The sequence below is a fragment of the Enterococcus sp. E5-37 genome (genome assembly GCF_035726925.1).
Lineage (GTDB): Bacteria > Bacillota > Bacilli > Lactobacillales > Enterococcaceae > Enterococcus_B > Enterococcus_B faecium.
This window is the reverse complement of record NZ_JAPMLG010000013.1, coordinates 1-19,893: the sequence shown is the minus strand read 5'-3', so window position 1 is coordinate 19,893 and position 19,893 is coordinate 1. Positions and strand designations below refer to the sequence as shown.

The following is a 19,893-nucleotide window of genomic DNA, read 5'->3' as shown; positions in this document are numbered from 1 at the left end:
TGATTAAAACCTTGTTATTGTAGCTCTCCCTGTACCACGTATCTTTCTTTTCCTTGTGACGTATAGACACAAGTAAACAACGTTAATAAGGGTTTCTCTCCTTTCTTTGGCAAAGACAAGAAAGAGTTCTCTTCAGGAACGCCATCGATTAATTTAAAGTACTCAGGTACGATAAATTTACGCGTTACCTTGTAACGATAGACGCCATCGTTACTAACTAAGTCCATCACCTCCCCTAATGACAACTTCTGAATATCAGAAAATAAAACACCTGGCATTTCCATGTTATGACCTGCTAGGACATAGTTTCCTTTGCCCATTTCGGCATCTTCATAAAAATAAGTAGCCGCTCCAAGACTCAAAGTGTATTGATTTGCCCCTTTAAAAATTGGCAATGCTAAACCAAGTGCAGGAATCTGAATTTGTGCAAATACTTGTTTATTGACGCCCATTTCGATTGCTTCTTTTTGTATGGACAACATTTGCCCCAAAGACATATCATTATTGACGTTCGTTGCATCCTCCTTATAACTCTTTGCATGTGCATTGATTTGATCTACGGGCATCTTTTTTTCTATATTTTGCTTAAACACCTCTCCTTCATGTTTTTGGTAGCTAACATAGCCAAACACACTGCAAAAGACGATTAAAGTGACTCCTAAAAAAACAAATAACCATTTTTTCATCCATCTGCCTCCTTTCAGACAAAACAAAAAAACTTTTTCTCATTTCCATAGAAAAAGTTTTAAAAATGAATTCTATAAGTTCGTCTCAACTGTTCAAAGTTTTTCATTGAACCTAACAAACAAGCTTTCTCTTTTCCTGTTAACTGCATATCATTGATATATTGCGCGACAGATAATCTTTTAAGGTGTTTTTGCTTCATCGTTTTTAGTAACTTTTCTTCCATTTCTTTCGACACTTTTTTTCTGTTTTCGATTTCTTCATAATTCATGAGTTTTCCTACCTTCCTTGTTTTTTGCAAAAATAAAAAAGCCTATGATCACATACGCTCTACACTTCAGTCTTGGGTTATCTTTTTCTTTCGTTTAATTACTGGCCGTGCTGGTTTCAAATCCTTGATTCCATTATGGGTTCTCCAATAATCGAATTCTTTTCGCAATCTTTCTTTTTCCATATCTGTTCCTTTAGATAAGGCTTTGAATACTTCTTTAGGTGAATAACCACGAGCTAACAGCTGTACATACCTTCCTTTTGTCAAAGTATCCATATCCATCGCCTCTAAAACTGGTCGCGCCATCTACTATTCCTCCTAAATAAATTCCTTACTCAATGCCTAAGGTAATACTACCTTTTTATTAATCGTCGTGACTCCTTCTAAGCCTTTATCTGTAAAATTTATTCCTCCAGTTTTTATTCTTCTTTATCCGCTACAAATTCAATGATTTCAAAGCTGACAATATAATCACTCAAATATGACCAAGTATCTTCAACAGATAATTCGTCTCCATTATCATTCATAAGCGTCATTTTAAACCATTCATTACCTTCATCATCTTCAGGTAGCAAGCCGAATCCAATTGGATTATCAGTCAATGTTTGATCGTATAAATCATCCTCGTCTAATGCTAAAACATCTAATCCTTTACAATTTCCGCCCCTTCTAAACGTCACAAATCCTTTGTAATCCCAACGTTGGAAAGAAACCTTAATAGTATGTGTGCCCAATCGTATATTCGGATCATAATTTTTCATTTGTCATTCCTCCATTACGTAAATTTCATTTTCTCTATGTTTTATATCAATTTTTTCACTTTATTCAGGACTTGTTCATATTTTATCGTTTTTCGTTTACTTAAAAATACATAAAAAATTTCGACTCGTTTATGGCGTCCGAAACGAGAAACCCTAGTAGACAGCGGTAAATGCTCGATTGATCCAATAATCAACGTCCTCGCAAGTATCTACATGTACTGCAGCACACGACACAATTTCTTGTGCGTCCTCCCCATTACGAGAAGACCTACTCCTTATTCCATGAGTTTGCGTCAAAGTCTAGATCCCTTAGTAGCTGCTCATGATTAATCTAGACGCTATTCTAACTTGTCTAACTTCTAAATTCCCTCTTGTTTACTCTGCGCTTATTATTTACACAAATTCATTTCACCACTATCCAAACAAGCGCATTTACTCGATTGACCAATTTTTTACGTTACCAATCGTTAAAACCTACCCCGTCACTCCCCGAAGGGAATTGTTGATAGATCAAGTCTACTCCTTATTTTTCTAGTGACTCTAAGTTCCTTTAGAAGTCTCGACAATATTTTCAAGCAAGCGAAAAACGATAAAATACAAGTTATGAGAATGATCAATTCAGCCGATCAAACGCCCCATCCCTTTTGCGGTACAACGCAAGACTCCATTTTTTCTTCGACCAATCAGTACACCGTTTTGGTCATAAACATGTTTGATTGTTGGATATAGCTCTTTTAAGGGGATAGGATCTTTTAAAATTATTTGCTTTTGTTTCCCAATGTAATAAATCATTTCCTCTGAGACTTTGTCTTTCTGGATTATATATTTCTTACACTGCACAACGGTTTTACTTTGGCCAGTTGATAGTTTCTTCGTGATTTTCTCTGTAGCGGTACACCGTTTACCGTAGTGACAAATATCTTTGAGACTCAAAATTCCTGTATATGACATAAAATAAACCACCCAATTTCTTTAAATATTTTTAACAAGTTTTTCTTGTTATTTTTCAAAAATAGAGAATTGATTTTCGTTCATGACAAACAAAAAAGAGGGAACGCATCCAAACATGCGTTCCCTCTAATTTCAGCGTTCGTCATACGGCAAAGAGCCACACGGACATTTTTATAACATTATGCTTAGGCATAGATTCATCGTAATATCACGTATTTTTAACCTTAACACAGCCAAAAAAAGTGGTATCACTTTTGAATATCTGTTATACTAAATCCATTGCGGGTAATACCGTAACACTGAAAGGTTAACGCATTAAGGGCCAAATCTTAATGCCGTGTATGAACGCTGACGAAGGTTACCAGCCTTCCGAGTTCATACCGCCTTTCTTTTTTTTGTATTTTCAATTGTCCAAATTTATCATCCAAAAGTGCAGAACGAAAATCAATTCATCACAAGCATAGCAGACAATTAAATTTATACAAAAAATGTAAGCGAATAATATTCGTATTGCCTGAAAAGAAGTAATATCAAGATTTTTAGCTTGTTTAAATAATGAAATTATCTCTCTTCGCGTATTATTATAACTCAAAAAAAAGGAGTATGCAAACATACGTTCCCTTTTCTATATTTGAAATTAATTATTTCTTTTAACACTTATGACGTAAAAGGCTACGTTTGTGATTTTTATCATAATATTTTAACTTATAAATTCTATTAAAATAGCTATTATTTTGTAATATTCGTAATATAATTAGAATAATAAAAAATTTTTAATTTTAATGTTACTCCATGAAGCAACAATCACTTTGTCAGTAAAGTTTCACTCTAACCAGTCTTTCGTAATAGTGCTTGGGGAGCTTTCATAATTCAAACGTTTTTCACTTGATACTTTAGCAGCTATTGGTTTTTCGATAAACCAATTTTTTACATAGACAAAAATCAGGTTCTGGATATTTTCGACTTTTTCGGTTTTTAATTTTTGATAGGCTTTTAACAGTGTCGTGTATAATTCTTGTTCTGCATTGACATAATAACTATCGAGTTCTTCAAAAACTATCGAAATACCACTTTCTATTTCAGCTTTTTTCTTTGCATTATGAATAGTCTGGACGGTTTTTTGAGCTTCACTGTAACTTGAAGAAAATGTTTTTATCAAATTTAATACTCGTTCAGGGACAAACGTAGCAATGCTGTCGTTTGTCATAATTGTCTCAAAATTGTCTAACAACAATTGATCTTGTAGGCGGTCTTTTTCAGTGTCTATATTGTGTCTATTAGTGTCTAATATATTATTATTAAGTTCTGGTATGATTTTCATACCCTCTGATTTATCAACGTTTTGGCACGGTATGATTTTCATACCCTCTTGAGCCCCAAGGGATTCAGCGTCTGATTTTTCGTCGAGGGTGGGTATGATTTTCATACCCTCTGATTTATCAACGTTTTCCCTATTCTCTCTATCAAATTTTTCGAGTAAGTAGATATCATTTTCTGAGACTTTTAATTCTGCTAGATATAGTCTATTAGGATTATTTTTCCCTAACTGTTTGTTAAATCCCATCTGCTTTTGTAATAATAAACCAAAGGATTCCAACTCTTTTTTGATTGCTATCGCTTTTTGTTTTTGGCAGTTTAATACTCTACATAGTTCATTTGTCGTATAAGTAAAATAAACATTACCTTCTTCATCGATTTGCCGTTTGCTGATTGCGATCTCTAATCTTGCTTTTAAAAGCATATAGGCAATCTTAGTTGAATCTTTCATTTTTTTGTATTCGTCAGAAACAATAAAGACTTTTGGAAATTGATAAAATAATTCGTTGTAAACTCTATCAGCCTTAAAAAATTTAAAATCAGTCATTGTAGATCCTCTACTTTCACGTTGTTTTATTTATGTAAAATTACCTACTCTTTTCGAAAATAGCAAAGATAAATAAAAAATGCAAACGCATTAAAACTGTTTTTTAATTAAATACTACCTAAAATCAGAAATAAAATGAATTATGTACTACCTTTAAAGTCATTAAGAACTACTTTAAATAAATATTATTTATAATTAAATACTACCAGAAAAACGTATGAATAAAATTTAGTTTTAAAATTAAAGATAATTAAGTACTACCAGTGTCAAAACAAAAAATAAATTAAGAACTACCTTATGCATATAAAACATACTACCATTACTAGTAATATATACTACCTTATTTCAGTAGTATATATTATATTATTCTTATAAGACAAGGCTTTAGGCTAGAAAACAATAGATTATATACTACTAAAAAATACAATAAGTACTACCAATGTCAGATATATATAACAATTATGTACTACCATTAAAATTAACTTATTTAATAAGATACTACTGTGTTAATCTGAAAAAAATTACTTTAAAGTAGTTACATACTACCTGTTAATTTAGATACTACCATTAATACTTAAATTAGATACTACCTATATTTATATTAAGTACTACCGTTCTAAGAATAAGATAATAAAAAAATACTACCAAATTGCAATTAAATACTACTTAAAATGTAAAAAATAAGAACTACCCAAATTAGGTAGTTCTTAATAAGAGAATATCAGATAAATTTGTACAAGTCATAAAAAAATTAATCTTAAATTTTTAAATATATATACTTGCTAATTATAAACTACTTTATTTAGGTAGTACATAATTAACAGATAAAACTACATGCTTGTAGTTTGTCTAGCTAATGAGTTGCATATGATTTATATAAAGGTGTGCAGCATAACTTAGTTGAAGTTAAGAGAATAGAATAAATATTTTTTGTTTTGCTAATAATTAAACACTACCTAAATATGGTAGTGTTTAATTATATAATATTCATTTTGTTACAAATAATCGTATTATAAAAGCATAACAATTGGGATAACTATTTTTTAGATTGTTTAAGTACTACTTAAATTAGGTAGTACTTAAATTTTGGTTTAAGGTAGTAGGTAATTAAGAAATGATATATATCTTCTTTTATAATAGAAGGGGAGAGGCCTAGTTAAAAGCAGCGACAATTAATAACAATGTATTTAATGCTTCACAAAATCCATTTGGTGGACAATGCATTGTTATTAGCGATGATCTACCGTTCTAAGTAGTTTTTTCTATTGGTTGCATTCGTGACTAATTATGGTATAATTATGAGTAACAAAGAGGTATTTCATTATATCACCAAACCCCATCAGCGTGCAGGCTGATGGGGTTTTTTTTACGTTTCTATATTATAGAATTAACGGGTAGGCTTACTGTCTTTTTTGGCAATTTTGCAATCAAGCCATTTGCAGAGGTAACTGCACACTACATCTGCAAGTGGCTTGATTGCAAAAACAAAATCAAAAAGGTATTTCATTATATCTCCTCCTCCCCTTGCCAGATTAGGCCGGGGTAGCAGACAGCAAAACTATTATAACATAACTGAAATACCTAAATGACATATACAGATATGATAATTTATGTATTGATTTTTCTAACAAAAGCACATATTTTAATATATACTACCTATTTTAGGTAGTATATATTTTTAGATACAATATCGATCAGTTTTGAGGAAATGAAATTCTAGATATTTTTTGCTACATAGAGTTACTTTCAATATTTTTTAACGTAATTAGGCAGAAGTCACTCATCCTCTATAGGTTTGTGATGAAATTGCCATTGATCCATTTAAGTAAGAGCAAAAAACTGGAGGTTTATCAGGTAATTGGTCTAATGGATTTAAGTATGCGGTCACCGTGTATAGAGTTGCTTATGAGATTCAAGAAAATAAAGTTATTCCAGTATTGCTATATGGAACACATAACAATTTTTATGAATTAGCCGAGAACACTCGCAACTTTATTCGTGTAGATGAATCGGCTTCGGTTGAGTTATAACTTTAGCTATATCAATCAACCGACCGACATATGTTAAATCTATATATAATAAAAATACCTACTTAAATGGATGTTAACGGAAGTGTATGGTGAGTAGTTCACTCGTATTTTGATATCGTTTGTATATGTTTTCAGCGTTCTAAGTGGCTTATTTTGTCCAATAATAATATGGAGTGGAATCCCTTAAGAAACACCGTTGGCAATTGTTGTTATAACATGTTATAATTTATTCATCAAAAACTAAAAGGAGTGTGATAACATGGGAAAAGAACTAAAGGTTAGAAAGATCGGCAATAGCGTGGGAGTGATCCTTCCAAGCTCTCTTGGATTAAAAAGCGGAGACACTATCCAAGCCAAACAAGAAGGCAACTTATTCATATTAGATACTACTCAAATAGCAAAAGAACACGATCGCAAATTGATTGAAGAAAGTTTCCAAGACTTTGAGAAAGGTTTAACAGTTTCAGAAATTGAAATGGTAAAAGCTTTCGGAAAATACGGCTGGAGTGAATAGATGAAAGAGTACACGCTAGTTTATTCTAAAAGTTTTCAGACCAGCCTTGAAACGATAATAGAAGAATGGGAAAATGAGCTTGCTCTTTCTCCAGCCAGCATAAAAAGATTTGTAGGTGCGATCCAGAAGGCTTTAGAACTAACCAAAAATTTTCCAACTATGCATGAGGAAGTTTCCGAAATCTATGGAATGGATATCCCAACATATCGGATCGTGATCGGCAAAAGCTATGCCTTATTTTATCGGATCGACCATGAAAAAAAAGAGATACTTGTAGGACGTATTTTCCAATCTAAACAAATGAAACTAGGCTTTTAACAATAATTAGGAAAAAGTCGCTCATCCTCTACAGGTGGGTGATTAATGCCGCTCGATATGGTTGTTAACCGTCGGTTACTCGAAGATTGATATATAAGACTTAGTACCTTTTTATTTTGCTCCATGTTATGGCCGAAGGTCTAAAGATACAATCATTAGTCTAGAGAAAAATTAAGAACCGTAGGAACTACGGGGATCGCTTGGTGAATAAGAGACACTGCTATTAGTGAAAAAATAAGATATCAAGTACGCTCTATTCCCAAAAATTTCGTGACTTTACTCATGAGAGGTTCAAGTAGTATATTTTTAATCAAAATTGACGTAACTTTTAATAAATACTACCTAAATAAGGTAGTATTTATTTTTGTGTTTTAAAAGAGGAAGTCCAATATATCTATGGGAAACTTCTTAAATATTATGTTGGTACATGAAAATATACTTCCCTGCTAGACTATTTACAACATTTTACTTTGTACGTATTCTTGTTTTAAAAGGAATGGGATAAAATATAGGTACAATAACTATTTGATGCTAAATATAATTAATGGAGGAGAGATAGTGAACATACTTAATGAAAAAAGATATGTATGGTTTGCTGGTAAAAAATATATTAACCCGTGGTGCTAGTTAATTTTAATATCTAAAGAATATCTCAAAGTTCCTTCAAAACGTCGTTGTGCTCGACTTAATAGAACACTGTAAGCCAGTAATATGCTTTCAAATCTACTCTCTAGCCCTTTAACAGAACGTGAGTTGAAATTTTGACAACCTAATTTTTCTAAGGAAGAAAAAACAGTCTCAACTGTTTTTCTTTGTTTTCCAAGTAAGCTGTGGTCTAGTTTTTCTGATTTATCCATGTTTTTACGTGGCGGAACGGATATAGTAATGCCCTTAAGGGCAAGCTTTTCATGGATTTTATGGCTAATATATCCTTTGTCCCCTAGGATATTGGGAAGATTCGCTTCTTCCGATAAAGTCTCTAACACTTTCACGTCATGGACACCTGGATTCGTGATTGAGTAAGTAATCGGAAAGCCAGTCTTAGTAACGATCATATGAATTTTAAGACCATAAAAATAAGATTTTTTTGTTGAGTTATAGCCAACTTTGGCTATTTGATTCAATAGTTTTGCTTGTCTATTTCTAACTGGTTTACATAATGGACTAGGAAAACTATCTATAATTCCGACTAGTTCACCTTTGGTGAGCTTCTTGATGAAAAAGTATCGAATAATCTTGATAGTGTAAGCTAAGTTTGAACTTAAGCGAGTGAATCGACTCCTACTAGGAAAGTCACCATTAAGAAATAAGACGGAACAAACCGCTCTATACGTGGCTCTTTGGCTAGTATAGCCATTAATTATGCCCCATATAACACAAGCAATAATCACTGTATCGCGTTGCTTCAGTTGATCAGTATTTCTTCGGTTTTTAATCTTATCTGGTACACAATTGTGGTATATGTTAGAAACAGTTCTCATAATTTCCTTGAATGTTATAAAAGTATCTGTATAATGTTCAGTATATTTTGATGAACGCATATGTAGTCCTCATTTCTTGGGAGTTTTGAGACTACTATATGCGTTTTTTGTTGATTTACCAACATGTTTAGACATTTTCCTCTAGGAAAAAATTAACTAGCACCACGCGTATTGTTTATATTAAATTAGATGACCGTGATAATGCACAGCAAATTTTTGAAAGTATCAATTCTACCGGTGAAAGATTGACTGCCTCGGATTTGATTCGAAACTTCATCATGATGGATAAATCTAATGAAGAGCAGACTACGCTTTATACTAAATATTGGCGTAGGTTGGAAGAAGTCTTTGATAATTCTAAAGGAATGGAAGACTTTTTCAGATACTACCTTGCTGCAATAACTGGGGAGTATTCAGCAAAGCATATTCTTTATCAAGCATTCAAAGACTATTGGCATAAAGAGCGCGATGTATCAAGTGATGCCGAATTGCTCCAAAAATTAGTGCGATATGCTGGTTATTTTGCGAGACTTTACTATAACAAACCTGAAGGAAAATACTCAGAAGTATTGAGCGATTTCCAAAGTATGGAAAGTATGATGCCTGCACCTTTTGTTTTGTGATTATCTGAATGGTACTATCATGACCAATTTATCACTGAAGACCAATATATTGATGCGATTAAGGTAGTGAATGATTATCAGCTTAGGAGATATTTTAATGGGGATGATACAAGCAGAGTGTCAAAAGCATTTCCTTCATATTTGAAAAGTGTTAGGAAGTACGCTAAAGCTAATGGATATGAAAATATCGTTGATATTGTAATTTATGTTCTTGTTACTAGAAATCAATCAAATAATATGGCACTTCCATCTGACAGGGCATTGAAATCTAATCTATTGAATGCCAATGCTTATGCGATGAGATTGGCCCGTTGGTTACTTGAAAAAATAGAGAATCGAGAAAATTCAGCAACACTTGATATGAGTAACTTGTCCATTGAACACATCATGCCACAGACTAGTACTTCATATTGGGAAGAGAAGGCTGGTACATCGGGGGAAGAATACACAGGATTAGTAAATACCATTGGTAATTTAACACTCGTTACAAATCCTGATAATTCGGCCGCGGGAAATAAAGACTTTGAGACCAAAAAGAAAATCTTTGAAGATACCCTTCATATTCGTATGAATAAAGATTTGTACGAATTGACTGAGTGGACATCATCGGATATTTCTGCCAGAAGTGAAGCTCTAATCAATGAACTGATTACTATGTATCCCTATTTGAGATCGTCGGGCGACTATGAACACGATGGGAATAGGGAAATTTTCTTAGAGGCGCAAGGAATAAAAGCAACTGGGTATTTGAACGAAGACGAGACCGTGATTATACATTCAGGTTCAGAAATTTATTCTAAGATTAAAGATATTGCATCTGATTCGCTAGATGAAACTCGCCAAGAGCTGTTGGATAATGGAATCATTGAAGAAACAATTGGGGGACTACAATTTGTTCAAGATTACACTGCCTCATCTGTTTCGAATGCAGCAGCTCTGCTATTAGGGGGTAGCCGGAATGGTTGGGACTACTGGAAAGATGATAACGGAATAAGTATTAATGATTCGCTAAGAAATAAGAAATAGAGCATAGAGGTGGTGTTAGGTTGGATAAGAACAAACTAAGATATGCAATTCTTAAATTGCGTGATGAAAAAAAGAATCCTTTTATTGAGCTTAAAGGGCAAGTTCCAGAAGAAGATATTTTAGAACAAACTAAATTTCTTTCGCGCAATGGCTTACTAGAATCCATGGTTTGGGCGGATAACACTGTTCATATCTGGGGGAGTGTTTCTCTGGAAGGGGAAAAATATTTAGTTGAAAACTCAGGTCTTGCTAAGGCGTATGCATTGGCAAAAGAAGTTAAAAATTGGATTCCATTTTGGGGCTAAGATAAGTTTTTAAACGGAGAAGGTAGCAAATCATAATTGGTTTGTTGCCTTTTTTGATTGCCCAAAAAGAAAAATGACAAAGTATAGAGATAAATGACATAGTACACGGGAAAAATGACATTGTATCACCGACAACGTCTAAATAGATATTTGCACCACCAGATTGATACATTGAAACTATGGGTGTAAAGCCTGATATAACGGCATTTGTGGGACTAGCGATGGCTGGGCTTTTTTGTTTTGTGGAGGATTTTGTTCGGAATTTAGAAAAATCGGTTTTGAAAAATTACCCCCGGGGTAGAAAATTTTACCCCCTCCTCTGAGATTTTACCCCCCTATGCAATACATAGAGGGGGAGTGGAGTAAACGATAATTTAGCGGCTTAACTATTTACTGAGACTTGGCCGTTCATCAACATAGGTAATAACCAGTCTCTTAAATTTGTAAGCTCCTTGCTCTCAATGATGTTATTACTAATCTGAGAAAACAACTTTTCAGCGACCACATGATATTTTTCAAGTGTCGTGTTGTCTGGAATCACAAAAAATATATTAGCCAAATCATCATTATTTACAGCTTCTTGGGTTGCTCCGTGTGCCAATGTATCCTTGATTGTTTCAAAGTATTCAGATGAAATTACTGACGAGATATATTCAAAGGATTTCTCATCGCATTGGAGTCCAGAAAATCCTGTTGAGAGTATTGATGAATCAATAATTGGCTTTAGCTCGGGATTCAAGAACAGATGTTTAACACTGTTTTTCATCTTTGCAAACCATACTGAATACTCAGTTGGTTGCATGTTGGCACGACTTTCTCGAGTTTCAAAATCAATCATTGCACCATTACCAATAGTTGTCCCATTTACTTCTGAGGTTGGGTAATAGGTCTTTGAAGTAAAGTGTTCAACGCCTGGTTTAATGATTGATGATAAATCGTTCTTTGCGATGGACTGAACCTTCCATCTAATGGGGATATTCTTTTTCAAACGTGAATTGTATTGCATTTCACCTTGATTTGACAAGTAGGGTTTCCCGTCCTTATCAGGGAATTGAAATTGCATGAACCAGTATTGATATAGCACGTTGAGTTGCTTTGCTAAATTATCGTTTATTTGCATATTATTTTCAATTTTTTTATCTAATAGTTCAAGGATATGAACTATTTCTTTTTGACATGACACCGATGGAATAAATGGAACTTTTAATTGATGAAGTACATTTCGATCAACACCGGGCACCGTACTTTTATCTTTCCCATCAATTTTAAGCATCTTCAAGGCATGTTTTAGAAGATAATATGAATACCTTGTATTATTTCCATGAAAATCTTTTACAAAGAGTGAGGTATTCAGTGGCCAGCATTTTCCCGAGTAATAGTAGACTTCTCCGATGGTTCCATATCGACCTGTTATCACATTCTCGCCCGATACTTTATATTCGTTGTGAGTACCCGAGATTCCAGAAGAGCTAATTATTGGATAAGGTCCACTGATACGGTCTCTATTGGGCAAGTCATACCCTCTTTGTAGAGTAATAATGTTTCCAAGTTCTGTTGAACTATTCATTCGATCACATCCTTATCCTATATATTTTCTGTGCGCAATTTTCACATTGCTCTGTTTAACCATTGCATATTGCAAGGTAGTATCTATTCTTTGATGGCCAAGTAAGTTTTGTAATTGCTCAATTGGCATTCCTTTATCGATGGCCATTGTTGCAAGAGTTCGCCTAAATTTGTGTGGGTGGACTTTTGAAATACCCAACTGCTCGCCTAGCTTTCGAAGCCGTATCTCTATACCATTGATGCTCAATCGGCTGTGAGGATTCCGTAAAGAGACAAATAGAGCGCTGTTATCATCATCTCGGCTATCAAGGTAGTTTTGCAGATGAATTTTGGTTCTAGCATCGAAGTAAACGATACGCTCTTTGTTTCCTTTCCCAAGGACGACACATTCCCGCTCGGAGAAATTGATGTCGGAGATATTGAGAAGTACAAGTTCACCTACACGCATACCAGTTGAGGCTAAGATATCAATCAAAGCTAGATCACGTGGATTATCAACGCTGTCACGCATTATTTCTAAAGACTCATCGGTATAGGTTTCTTTAATTGTTGAGCTAGACTTAATTTTGTGAATCCGTCTTACAGGGCTTTTTAAGATATAATCTTCATCTTCCAACCAGGAGAAGAAGCTAGATAATATTCTCCTGATGTTATCAATGGTGACTTGGCTTGAACCATGAGTAGTTTGATAGCTAGTCAGGTAGTAACGTAAATCATCAGTAGTGATATCCGCTTCAGATTTTGAGAAAGAGGTCCTCATGGCTTCAATTGTGGAACGGTAGTATTTTAGTGATTTGTCAGAACAACCTTCAATTTTCTTTGCCGACAGGAAGAGTTCCAGGAAATCCTTGTTGGAAACTGGTTGTTCTTGATGTTGCCCATATTCAATAACGTCTAGAGAGGCCAATGCTTGCTTCAATACGTTTTCTAACTTGTTAAGTTGAGAAGAAGTTAGGCTATCTGTCATCATTTTCAAGACTTCATTGATTAGTTTATTTTTCATTGTCGTATCTCCTTTTCGATTAGAGAACGACTTTCAACGGCAGTCCTTATAGTAATAATTCCCGCCGTTGATGAGAATGAGGTATAAACGATAATTTATTTGCCATGTCTAGGGCAATTTATTTACATTCCTTCTTCGGAAAGAAAGAGAATACCAAAATCTCTGATGTTCTTCTAGAGAACAAGAAATCTAGTATACAGGTTGGCGAAGCAAAAGATTCTCAAGGTAATTATCCATTTTTTACAAGTGGAGCAGCAATCTATGAATGGCCTGAATATCTAGTTGAAGGGAAGAATATTTATTTAAATACTGGTGGGAACGCTGACGTTAAGTACTACGTTGGCAAAGCAGCATACTCAACAGATACGTGGTGCATTTCCGCAAAGAATGATCTTACCGATTATTTATACTTGCTACTTGATTCTATAAAACCAGAACTGGATCAAAAATTCTTCCAAGGCACTGGGTTAAAGCATCTACAGAAACCACTTATCAAAGATAGGAAAATCTACATGCCATCAACCGATGAGCTCGCAACTTTCAATTCTCAGGTATCCCAAATGCTAGTGAAAATTTCCATGAACACGAGAGAAAATCAAAATCTAGCAGATTTAAGAGACTGGCTTCTTCCTATGCTAATGAATGGTCAAGCAATCATTTCAATCTAAGCCGCTAAATTATCGTTTATTGCATTATTATTTTTTATCTTTTGGTCAAGTTTATCAAGAATACTTGTGATTTTTTTGATGTTGCCCTCATCAGGTAGCACAATAGTGATATCTTTTAGCAAATCGGAGCTGATGTAAGCTTGAACAGAGCCACCAGTGTTGTTTTCGATTGAGGCTTTAACATTTTTTAACCATAGATAATATGAAACATATTTAGCGATAGTTCTGTCATGGCAACGAATTCTAATGCAGTTTGTACCTTGAAAAGTACCATCGAATTCTTTTTCTACATAGGTGTGACGCTCAATAGATCCAGCTCGTCCGAAAAGGATATCGCCCTCTTTAATTAGATATCTTGGAAGCCTATCAACTACCGAATCAGGAACGTAATCAGCAGCTTCTTCAATGATGATGCCATTCCCGATATTTTTTGCGTTAATCATGAAAATGCCACTCTCAACATACTCTGATTTGTGAAGTTGTGTTCCAAAGGGACCTGCTTGTATATCTGCAATATCTTTTAATTTCACTTTATTCATACTTCACCTTTGCCAATTGCTCAATTATGTCAGTTTGCAATTGATTCCCTTCTGCAAAAAGCGATTTCAGGTTTTCAGTGTACTCATTCATCTGGGCGTTAAACTCATCTTGAGTGAGTTCGACATATTCAATTTTCACATCAAAGTATTGTCCGGCTGAAAGAGAATATTTCTTTTCTTTGATTTCATCGTAAGTTACTGCTACAGAGAAGTCATCAATCTCTTCCTCATCTCTGAAGGCAGTCACGATTTGGTCAATTTCTTCATCACGTAGGCGGCGCTTTTTGAGGTTGCCTTCCTGATATTCCTCCCCAAGTTTTGAGGCATCAATCAAAATTACCTTATCACTAGTGTGTGACTTGTCGAAGAAGAGGACGGACACATTTGTACCCGTATTAGCAAATACATTTGAAGGCATGCTAATGACACCATGGATTATTTTCTCATCAACGATATGCTTAAGAATCTTTCCTTCAACGCTGCTTTTTGCAGTGATGAATCCTGTTGGAACTACGATAGCACCCTTACCAGATGATTTTAGTGAGTTAATTACGTGTTGGATGAACAACGTGTAAATTGCCATACTGTTTTTTTTCTTTGCGGGCACTTTTGGTACACCAGCCCAGAAACGAGCAGGCATGGCTGCCAACTTTTCTCGTGTATCAGAAAAGTCCATCTTGAATGGAGGATTTGAAACAACGAAATCAAACTGGCGTAATTCTTTACCGTCATCCGATTTATGATATGGTGCAACGAGGGTGTCGCCTTGAATGGCGTGATCAAGTGAGGCGACTAAACCATTTAAGATAAGGTTTAATTTCAGCATCTTGTTTGATCGTTGTGAGATATCTTGTGCAAAAATTGTGGACTTGTGCTCCCCTATTTGGTGGCTAAGAGCCATTAAGAGTGTTCCCGTTCCTGCAGAAGGGTCATAACACTCAATGTTGTGCAAATCTGGATTGTCGCCTACAAGTAGACGAGCCATGATAGTTGCAATGGTATGTGGAGTGTAGTACTCGGCATACTTACCACCACCAGCCGTGTTGTAATCCTTAATCAGGTATTCAAAAATTGCTGCGAAGAAGTCATAGTTTTGTGAAAAAACTCCCTCAAAAGAAAAATTGACGAGTTTATCAACTAAGGCACGCGCAAATGGCGCACGTTCAGCTGTATCCGTTACATAAACAGTTAGATTCTCAAACAATGGGATCTTAGTGTTTTGAGTAGTCTGAGTGGAGAAGATGTCGATATTCTTTTCTGCGATATCAATCATTGTCGCATCAAAGATTAGGTCAAAATCTCCTTTTTGTTGTTGATTCCACAAATTCGACACAAGGTGTTGTGGTTCTAAGCGTGGAATATCAGGAGATAGCTCGTCAAAGAGATCCAAGCGGTCATCTTCTGACATCTCGCCATAAGTTACTTCCCATTTTTCAGCTTCTGCAAGTGCAGGGCTGATTTTTTTGATTTCGTACCCAAATTTATCATTAAGGTATTTGTATAGGAAAACTTGGGTGATGATTTTGTATTCATTCCCATCGTTTCCCATACCATAGGTTTGGCATGTCGCCTTCAGCTCATCAATAAGCTGAGTTGTGTGTTCTTTGATATTCATGTGACCCTCCGAAGAATCTAATAAGCAGGGTAGGTTTCCCTGTACTGATTCATGTATTGTTTGGTTAACCGCATTTGGATAAACAGGCGGTCATCTCGATTATTTTCGAGATTTTGTGCATCTAGTCCCTTTTTGATTTCAGTCATCACTGTGCGTTCAAAGTAGGCATCTTTTTTCAAAATATCGTTTCTGTCATAGACTTGTTGGTCGATGTCTTTCTTGATGAAAAGAAGCGTTGTCATGATTGACTCATCATAGTTGGAGACGATTGGTTTCTTTCGAGCAATTTTACGTTGCTCGTTTTCTTCACGGATACGTTTATGAACCCTAGCGAATTTGGCATCACCGTTGTATTTTTTCAAAAGAACAGTGTTTTTCTTCTGAAGCTCTTGTAGTTTTGTCAAAATTCCATCCAGCGCTTTTGACTGCTCGTCAAATTGAGCAAGGCTATCAATCACAAAGCCGTGTTCCTTGAATCTTAACATGAATGCCTCACGAAGTGTAATGTATTCGGGGTCTTCGGGATCCACATTCTCCGTGAAGGCACTGATGACTCGACTCCATTTATCTTGCAAGTCTTGACCTCCAGAGATAATTTTCATTTCTTCAGTATCAACCACGTGGAAGTCAAACTGAATATCTTTCATCGCATCATTGATCATCATCTTTGTTGAGTCACCTTGGTCAAAGGCTTCCTTTTGATTAATCAAGTTAATGTGATGTTGAACTTCAGAAAGCATGGCTGGCAGTTCTTCAATGTGAAGATGAGAGAACGTTTCTTTTAAATCATCATCACCAAAAGTCCTTACAATATTGAAGCAATCCCTTGCAGATTCAAGAACTTTTTTCAATTCGAGCAACTCTTTTTTATCATCAATGGTAGAAATTTCAGAACTAAACTCTTCAGGATTATCAGTTGTGTAGTTGAAGAGAACTTGCCGTACTTCACGCATCTGGTTGATAAGAGCTTCTTGATCCTCGATAACCTGACTAAAAGTATCTGGAATATTATCGATACCAGTTTCATCAGGATCATTAAATCGATTCAATTCCTGCAAGTACGCCTCGTTGGTCTCTGCAAAGTTTTTCTTGATATCCGCAAAGTCAATCACATAACCATATCGGTTGTCTTTATAAGGACGGTTCACGCGCGTGATAGCTTGCAAGAGGTTATGATCTCGTAATTTACGACCAAAGTACAGGCGTTTCAAGCGTGGAGCATCGAACCCGGTTAATAGCATATTAAACACAATCAGAATATCTACCGTCATATTCTTCTTGAAGTTTTTGACGATTTCTTTCCGTGTTTCTTTATCCTCGCTGTCATGAAGAATCAAGCCATATTTCAATTTGCTCTGAGTAGAAGAAGTAGTGTTAATTTCAACCTGTACCTCATCAAAACAAGCAGCAATTTGTCGAGCTTGTTCACTGGTTTCACAAATGACCATACCACCAAGTGTTGGGTCTCCATGAAGGATTCTGAATTTATTTAAGTCGCTGATGACATAGCGTGTTAATTCTTTTACATAGCTAGGATGCTCGATGATATCACTTTTCTTGATATGCTTCTTTTCCACCAGTGAGTCTAGTTTGTCATAGATATCTGAGAGCTTCTCTTTGTATGAAGTTTCAATATCTTCCCGCATGATTTTGAGAGTGTATCCGTCTTGAATTGATTTGTCGTAATAGTAAGTATGGATATACTCACCAAATACTTTCCAAGAAGCACGCTCTTTCTTCAGCAATGGTGTCCCAGTAAGGGCAATTTTTATTGAGTTTTTATCTGCATCAAACAAATTTGCTAAGAAACTACCTTTTGGATTATAGCCACGGTGAGCTTCATCGACAATAAATACCCGTTGCAGGTTTGTTGCATAGCGCGGAATATCAATTCGCTCTTTATCCTCGGCAAATCGTTGAATATTTACAACTGTGATTTCTGGCTTGCCGCTACTGCCTTCAAGTGCTTGATTCGTCCTAAACTGCTCCATCAGTTCAGCACGAGAAGAGGCAGTTTTGACTTGTAGGCCACGTGCTTCAAATTCTTGAGATGCCTGTTCTAGCAGATCTAGACGGTCAACAATAAAGTAGAATTTTGCTACCTTATTTTGTCTTGCAAAGTAATTCGACAGTACTTTGTTTAGGTAAAACGAAAGTGCTGTTTTGCCACTACCTTGTGTGTGCCAGATGACTCCTGACTTAATGTCGTCATCAAGCTTGTCGCAAACAGCCATAGAAGCAAACATTTGCTGATAACGCATAATGTGCTTTTGGTCAGTTATTTCAATCGTTCCATCAACTTCACGCTCCATCTTAACGTAGGCAATGCCGTATTTGATGATGTAGAGCAAACGTTCTGGACTACACATGGATGTCAGAATACGGTTTGTTGGTGAGTTGAAATCAAGGTTCTTTTGGTATTCCGGCTTTGTATGAATAACTTGAACATTGAAATCACTAAGAATTTTCTTTTCAACAACTGTGTCAATAGGGCGATACGGGAACTCTTGATTATAAGGTGCGATATCCTTATTCGTTGGGTTTTCTTCTCTAAAACAGTTAAATGGAGCCTTTGTTTTTGAGGCAGTACAATAGAAAGCTCCTTGAACTGGAACAACTCCGTTAAGGGTGTCGTACTCCATATTGTTTGAGAAGAGCATTAGTTGAGTGATATTGATGAAGCGACGGAATTTCCTGTTAGGGAAACGTTGCTTATTAATCCGTTCACTCTCAGCAACCATACCACCACGATTATTTGGTTTTTTAACCTCGACAAAGGTTAATGGTAGCCCATTCACAAATAGGGTGATATCTGGTCGGAATTCATCTTGGTCTCTTTTGCAAGTAAATTCAGCTGTGAAGTGGAACTCGTTCTTAGCTGGATCGTCAAAGTCAATTAGTTTAGTTGGCGAAACACGAGTTAATCGTTCGTAAAAGCTCCGACCCAAGTCATCATTATCTAACTCAAGACGAATATCACGAAGAACTTGCTCATATTCTCCTCCAAGTTCTGGATTAAGTTTTTCGAACTGTTTTTGAAATACATCCAGCAGAATGTTTGTATCTGGGTCGTAAACGATTCCTGCGGTTTCTTCAGAGATTTTACCGAAGTATTTATATCCAAGCCTTGTTAAGTGCACCATTGCAGGCATTTGGACCCGCGTTGCTTCGTTAAAGGTATTTCTTTCCCCCATGGAAAGACCTCCTTTTCTTTTCTAGTAGTTATTTTTCAACTAATTCCATTATGTCAGTGATATCACATTTCAATGCCTCGCAGATTCGAAGCAAAATGCCAGTAGTGATGTTTTCGCCTTTATTTAACTTGGCGATAGAAGCAGAACTGATTCCTGTCATATCTCGTAGTTCTGACTTTTTTATTCCTCGATCAATTAATAGCTTCCAAAGTGGATTATAGCTAAATTTCATGATGCGTTACCTCCTGTAATTTAACTCTCATAGACTCCATGCAAGAAGCCATAACGGCTTTCAGAGAAGCGACTTTGGTATTTATCGTGTGTAAACTCGACCACTTTAGCTCCACGTTCCTTGGAATGGCAACAGTTTTTTTGACAAATTTTATAAGGTGCAGAACTTCTTTCCGTATGCTATTCCGATTGTCCTTGACAATGAGCCTCCTCGGATGTGACGATCTTCGGCAGGAGCTAACAGTTAAA

The 19,893-nt window shown here is 35.6% G+C and carries 19 protein-coding genes and 3 pseudogenes; 9 read left to right on the top strand and 13 right to left on the bottom strand.

What is annotated here, in order from left to right:
• Positions 1-14 precede the first annotated feature (14 nt).
• The 6 genes from OS138_RS10575 to OS138_RS10550 all read right to left on the bottom strand — a co-directional run bounded on the left by OS138_RS10575 (position 15) and on the right by OS138_RS10550 (position 4,531).
• Positions 15-686: a class A sortase gene (locus OS138_RS10575; RefSeq protein WP_325070109.1), complete on the bottom strand. Its 672-nt coding sequence runs from the start codon at positions 684-686 to the stop codon at positions 15-17.
• A 59-nt stretch (positions 687-745) separates the two neighbouring features.
• Positions 746-955, bottom strand: a complete 210-nt coding sequence (locus OS138_RS10570; RefSeq protein ID WP_002295672.1) for a hypothetical protein — start codon at positions 953-955, stop codon at positions 746-748.
• Between the two features lie 66 nt (positions 956-1,021).
• Entirely contained in the window at positions 1,022-1,261 is a 240-nt protein-coding gene (locus OS138_RS10565) for a hypothetical protein (RefSeq protein WP_002295673.1), read from the bottom strand.
• A 113-nt stretch (positions 1,262-1,374) separates the two neighbouring features.
• Entirely contained in the window at positions 1,375-1,716 is a 342-nt protein-coding gene (locus tag OS138_RS10560) for a DUF5406 family protein (protein ID WP_002295674.1), read from the bottom strand.
• Between the two features lie 618 nt (positions 1,717-2,334).
• Positions 2,335-2,667, bottom strand: a complete 333-nt coding sequence (gene traE, locus OS138_RS10555; protein WP_002323647.1) for a type IV conjugative transfer system protein TraE — start codon at positions 2,665-2,667, stop codon at positions 2,335-2,337.
• An 823-nt stretch (positions 2,668-3,490) separates the two neighbouring features.
• Entirely contained in the window at positions 3,491-4,531 is a 1,041-nt protein-coding gene (locus OS138_RS10550) for a replication initiator protein A (RefSeq protein ID WP_002303636.1), read from the bottom strand.
• A 1,165-nt stretch (positions 4,532-5,696) separates the two neighbouring features.
• Here OS138_RS10550 and OS138_RS10545 point away from each other — a divergent pair.
• The 4 genes and pseudogenes from OS138_RS10545 to OS138_RS10530 form a co-directional block, all read left to right on the top strand.
• A pseudogene (locus OS138_RS10545) lies at positions 5,697-5,783 on the top strand (single-stranded DNA-binding protein); the annotation flags it as partial.
• A 553-nt stretch (positions 5,784-6,336) separates the two neighbouring features.
• Positions 6,337-6,561: pseudogene (locus tag OS138_RS10540) on the top strand (type II toxin-antitoxin system RelE/ParE family toxin).
• A 259-nt stretch (positions 6,562-6,820) separates the two neighbouring features.
• The gene (locus tag OS138_RS10535) at positions 6,821-7,075 is read left to right on the top strand and encodes an AbrB/MazE/SpoVT family DNA-binding domain-containing protein (RefSeq protein ID WP_002290397.1); all 255 of its coding nucleotides are present in this window, start codon (positions 6,821-6,823) and stop codon (positions 7,073-7,075) included.
• Complete coding sequence (locus OS138_RS10530) at positions 7,076-7,393, top strand: type II toxin-antitoxin system RelE/ParE family toxin (protein WP_002290394.1); 318 nt, start codon at positions 7,076-7,078, stop codon at positions 7,391-7,393.
• Positions 7,394-8,016: 623 nt separating this feature from the next.
• On the opposite strand, the gene OS138_RS10525 is transcribed toward OS138_RS10530, so the two are convergent.
• Complete coding sequence (locus tag OS138_RS10525; RefSeq protein ID WP_235692276.1) at positions 8,017-8,934, bottom strand: IS982-like element ISEfm1 family transposase; 918 nt, start codon at positions 8,932-8,934, stop codon at positions 8,017-8,019.
• A gap of 110 nt (positions 8,935-9,044) precedes the next feature.
• On the opposite strand from OS138_RS10525, the pseudogene OS138_RS10520 reads away from it, so the two are divergent.
• The 4 genes and pseudogenes from OS138_RS10520 to OS138_RS10505 form a co-directional block, all read left to right on the top strand.
• Positions 9,045-9,140, top strand: a pseudogene (locus OS138_RS10520) (hypothetical protein); the annotation flags it as partial.
• A 12-nt stretch (positions 9,141-9,152) separates the two neighbouring features.
• Entirely contained in the window at positions 9,153-9,497 is a 345-nt protein-coding gene (locus OS138_RS10515; protein ID WP_325070108.1) for a hypothetical protein, read from the top strand.
• Between the two features lie 66 nt (positions 9,498-9,563).
• Positions 9,564-10,523, top strand: coding sequence for a DUF4357 domain-containing protein (locus tag OS138_RS10510; RefSeq protein WP_325070107.1), 960 nt, complete (start codon positions 9,564-9,566; stop codon positions 10,521-10,523).
• 20 nt (positions 10,524-10,543) lie between these two features.
• Entirely contained in the window at positions 10,544-10,828 is a 285-nt protein-coding gene (locus OS138_RS10505) for a YjcQ family protein (protein WP_002303603.1), read from the top strand.
• Between the two features lie 382 nt (positions 10,829-11,210).
• On the opposite strand, the gene OS138_RS10500 is transcribed toward OS138_RS10505, so the two are convergent.
• A complete protein-coding gene (locus tag OS138_RS10500; RefSeq protein WP_213360101.1) occupies positions 11,211-12,395 on the bottom strand; it encodes a restriction endonuclease subunit S in 1,185 nt (394 codons plus the stop codon).
• A gap of 12 nt (positions 12,396-12,407) precedes the next feature.
• Positions 12,408-13,397 (bottom strand): site-specific tyrosine recombinase/integron integrase, encoded by a 990-nt coding sequence (gene xerA / locus OS138_RS10495; RefSeq protein ID WP_077850399.1) that lies wholly within the window; start codon positions 13,395-13,397, stop codon positions 12,408-12,410.
• 104 nt (positions 13,398-13,501) lie between these two features.
• On the opposite strand from xerA, the gene OS138_RS10490 reads away from it, so the two are divergent.
• Complete coding sequence (locus tag OS138_RS10490) at positions 13,502-14,065, top strand: restriction endonuclease subunit S (protein ID WP_077850401.1); 564 nt, start codon at positions 13,502-13,504, stop codon at positions 14,063-14,065.
• Here the strand turns inward: OS138_RS10490 and OS138_RS10485 are convergent.
• The 4 genes from OS138_RS10485 to OS138_RS10470 are packed head-to-tail and all read right to left on the bottom strand — an operon-like array spanning position 14,062 to position 19,645.
• The gene (locus OS138_RS10485) at positions 14,062-14,604 is read right to left on the bottom strand and encodes a restriction endonuclease subunit S (RefSeq protein ID WP_213360105.1); all 543 of its coding nucleotides are present in this window, start codon (positions 14,602-14,604) and stop codon (positions 14,062-14,064) included. The two genes, OS138_RS10490 and OS138_RS10485, sit on opposite strands and share 4 nt — an antisense overlap.
• Entirely contained in the window at positions 14,597-16,219 is a 1,623-nt protein-coding gene (locus OS138_RS10480; RefSeq protein WP_077850397.1) for an HsdM family class I SAM-dependent methyltransferase, read from the bottom strand. Before OS138_RS10480 ends, OS138_RS10485 begins: the two co-directional genes overlap by 8 nt.
• A gap of 17 nt (positions 16,220-16,236) precedes the next feature.
• A complete protein-coding gene (locus OS138_RS10475) occupies positions 16,237-19,413 on the bottom strand; it encodes an HsdR family type I site-specific deoxyribonuclease (protein WP_077850396.1) in 3,177 nt (1,058 codons plus the stop codon).
• A 28-nt stretch (positions 19,414-19,441) separates the two neighbouring features.
• Positions 19,442-19,645, bottom strand: a complete 204-nt coding sequence (locus OS138_RS10470) for a helix-turn-helix domain-containing protein (RefSeq protein WP_077850395.1) — start codon at positions 19,643-19,645, stop codon at positions 19,442-19,444.
• Positions 19,646-19,893 lie beyond the last annotated feature (248 nt).